Origin of the sequence: Dietzia sp. B44 (genome assembly GCF_014145245.1) — a bacterium.
Taxonomy (GTDB): Bacteria; Actinomycetota; Actinomycetes; order Mycobacteriales; family Mycobacteriaceae; genus Dietzia; species Dietzia natronolimnaea.
Genome location: NZ_JAALEF010000501.1, coordinates 554 through 3,549, shown reverse-complemented (window position 1 = coordinate 3,549; position 2,996 = coordinate 554). Strand labels below are relative to the sequence as shown.

General features: G+C 68.9%; 3 protein-coding genes. All 3 read left to right on the top strand.

The window, feature by feature from the left end:
- Positions 1-316: 316 nt before the first annotated feature.
- From dnaK to grpE, 3 genes are read left to right on the top strand one after another with little or no spacing between them, the layout of a single operon-like run.
- Positions 317-2,170: a molecular chaperone DnaK gene (gene dnaK / locus G6017_RS14945; RefSeq protein WP_182610460.1), complete on the top strand. Its 1,854-nt coding sequence runs from the start codon at positions 317-319 to the stop codon at positions 2,168-2,170.
- The gene (locus G6017_RS14940) at positions 2,167-2,364 is read left to right on the top strand and encodes a hypothetical protein (protein ID WP_182610459.1); all 198 of its coding nucleotides are present in this window, start codon (positions 2,167-2,169) and stop codon (positions 2,362-2,364) included. The genes dnaK and G6017_RS14940 overlap by 4 nt, the downstream gene beginning before the upstream one ends.
- The gene (gene grpE, locus G6017_RS14935; RefSeq protein ID WP_179523531.1) at positions 2,361-2,978 is read left to right on the top strand and encodes a nucleotide exchange factor GrpE; all 618 of its coding nucleotides are present in this window, start codon (positions 2,361-2,363) and stop codon (positions 2,976-2,978) included. Before G6017_RS14940 ends, grpE begins: the two co-directional genes overlap by 4 nt.
- Positions 2,979-2,996: the final 18 nt, after the last annotated feature.

Below are 2,996 nucleotides of genomic sequence, written 5' to 3'. Positions count from 1 at the left end.
CGTGCGGGCGTGCGGGCGTGCGGGCGCGCGGGCGGGCGTGCGGGTGCGCGGGCGCGTGGATGGGCGCCAGGGCGAATTGAGTCAGGTGGACGCAGGTTTCCGCGTGATCTGGATCACCCCGGGAATGGATCGGGCCGGTCCCCAGTTGTACAGGGCGTCAAACCTCAGCGATCCGGACTCAACTTGGGTTGACGGCGCCACCGCCGAGAGGCAGGGTGGAGTCACTGATCCGAGCCTTGAGCCGGGTCTGCTGAACAACAGAGTTTCGGACCACCCCCCGTCCGCGCGGTAACGGCGCGGAGAGAAGGAGAACATCATGGGACGTGCAGTCGGTATCGACCTCGGCACCACCAATTCCTGCGTCGCCGTCCTCGAGGGCGGCGAGGCCAACGTGATCGCCAACGCCGAGGGGTCGCGCACGACCCCGTCGGTGGTCGCGTTCGCCAAGAACGGCGAGGTCCTCGTGGGCCAGCCGGCCAAGAACCAGGCGGTCACCAACGTCGACCGCACCATCCGCTCGGTCAAGCGCCACATCGGCACGGACTGGAAGTCGGACTCGATCGACGGCAAGAACTACACCCCGCAGGAGATCAGCGCGCGCACGCTCCAGAAGCTCAAGCGCGACGCCGAGTCCTACCTCGGTGAGGAGGTGACGGACGCCGTCATCACCGTCCCCGCCTACTTCAACGACGCCCAGCGTCAGGCCACCAAGGACGCCGGCCAGATCGCCGGCATGAACGTCCTGCGCATCGTCAACGAGCCCACCGCGGCCGCATTGGCGTACGGGCTGGACAAGGGCGACAAGGAGCAGACCATCCTGGTCTTCGACCTCGGTGGCGGTACCTTCGACGTCTCCCTGCTCGACATCGGCGACGGCGTCGTCGAGGTCCGGGCGACCTCCGGTGACAACCACCTCGGTGGTGACGACTGGGACCAGCGGATCGTCGACTGGCTCGTGGACAAGTTCAAGGCGCAGAACGGCATCGACCTCACCAAGGACAAGATGGCGCTGCAGCGTCTGCGTGAGGCCGCCGAGAAGGCGAAGATCGAGCTGTCGAGCGGTCAGTCCACCTCGATCAACCTGCCGTACATCACGGTCGACGCGGACAAGAACCCGCTCTTCCTCGACGAGACGCTGTCGCGCTCGGAGTTCCAGAAGATCACGCAGGACCTGCTCGACCGGTGCCGCAAGCCGTTCCAGGCCGTCATCAAGGACGCCGGGATCGCCGTGTCTACCATCGACCACGTGGTGCTCGTCGGTGGCTCGACCCGCATGCCGGCCGTGTCCGACCTGGTCAAGGAGCTGACCGGCGGCAAGGAGCCCAACAAGGGCGTCAACCCGGACGAGGTCGTCGCCGTGGGCGCCGCGCTGCAGGCCGGCGTGCTCCGCGGCGAGGTCAAGGACGTGCTCCTGCTCGACGTGACCCCGCTGTCGCTGGGCATCGAGACCAAGGGCGGCGTGATGACCAAGCTCATCGAGCGCAACACGACCATCCCCACCAAGCGGTCGGAGACCTTCACCACGGCCGACGACAACCAGCCGTCGGTGCAGATCCAGGTGTTCCAGGGTGAGCGCGAGATGGCGGCGCAGAACAAGCTGCTCGGCTCGTTCGAGCTCGCCGGTATCGCCCCCGCGCCGCGTGGCGTGCCGCAGATCGAGGTCACCTTTGACATCGACGCCAACGGCATCGTCCACGTGACCGCCAAGGACAAGGGCACCGGCAAGGAGAACACGATCATCATCCAGGACGGCTCCGGCCTGTCCAAGGAGGAGATCGACCAGATGATCAAGGACGCCGAGGAGCACGCCGCCGAGGACCACAAGCGTCGCGAGGAGGCGGACGCCCGCAACCAGGCCGAGTCCACGATCTACCAGACGGAGAAGTTCGTCTCGGAGAACGAGGACAAGATCCCGGCCGACAAGAAGGAGTCGCTCCAGGCCGCGATCGCCGACGCCAAGACCGCCCTCGAGGGCTCGGACGTCGACGCCATCAAGTCCGCGGTCGAGAAGGTCAACACCGAGGCGCAGGCCGTCGGCCAGGCCATCTACGAGGCCTCCGCGGCCGAGGGTGCCGAGGCCGGCGACCCCACCTCCGCGGGGTCGGTTGACGACGACGTGGTCGACGCCGAGGTCGTGGACGAGGACGAGCCGAAGGGGGACGACAAGTGACGGACGCGACCGGAATTCCTGATCCCGGCGACCCGGAGGCCACCGACGAGGAGGCGGTGGACGAGAAGTTCGTCCAGGACGCCCCCGTCGCCCCCGAGGCCGAGATCGTGGCCGAGGGCGCGGCCGGCGTCGACCCGGACGAGGTCGAGGCGGCCGCAGAGGACGACGAGACAGTCAGGGGTGAGTTCCAGTGACCACACCACACGCTGACGGTCCGGAGACGGACAAGGCCGCCTGGGCGGGCGGTGACGCGCAGGACGTGGCCGCCGCGCAGGCGGTGGATGACAAGACCGGCGCCGCTCCGTCGGAGGCGGTGGAGGGCGAGATCGTCGAGGACGACCCCGCCCCCACCACCGACGGCGCCGCCGGCGACCGGTCGTCCGACGACGACGCCACGTCGGCGCTGCAGGCGCAGCTCGACGAACGGACGGCGGACCTGCAGCGCGTGTCGGCGGAGTTCGCCAACTACCGCCGCCGCGTCGAGCGGGACCGACAGGCCATCATCGACACCGCCAAGGGCTCGGTCCTCACCGAGCTCCTGACGATCGTCGACGACCTGGAGCGGGCACGGGCGCACGGGGACCTGGAGGAGGGGCCGCTCAAGGCCTTCGCCGACCGGGTCCACGCGGTCCTGGCCTCCCAGGGGGTCGAGTCCTTCGGCGAGGAGGGGGACGCGTTCGACCCGTCCGTGCACGAGGCCGTGCAGGACGAGTCGGAGGGTTCCGAGCCCGTGCTGGGCACGATCCTGCGCAAGGGCTATCGCCACGGCGAGCGGACCCTGCGGTCGGCGATGGTCACCGTCCGCTGATCCGCTCGTCCTCCACCG

Excerpts from the sequence above, each read along its gene's own strand:
- dnaK (WP_182610460.1), top strand. The coding sequence starts at position 317 with ATGGGACGTGCAGTCGGTATCGACCTCGGCACCACCAATTCCTGCGTC.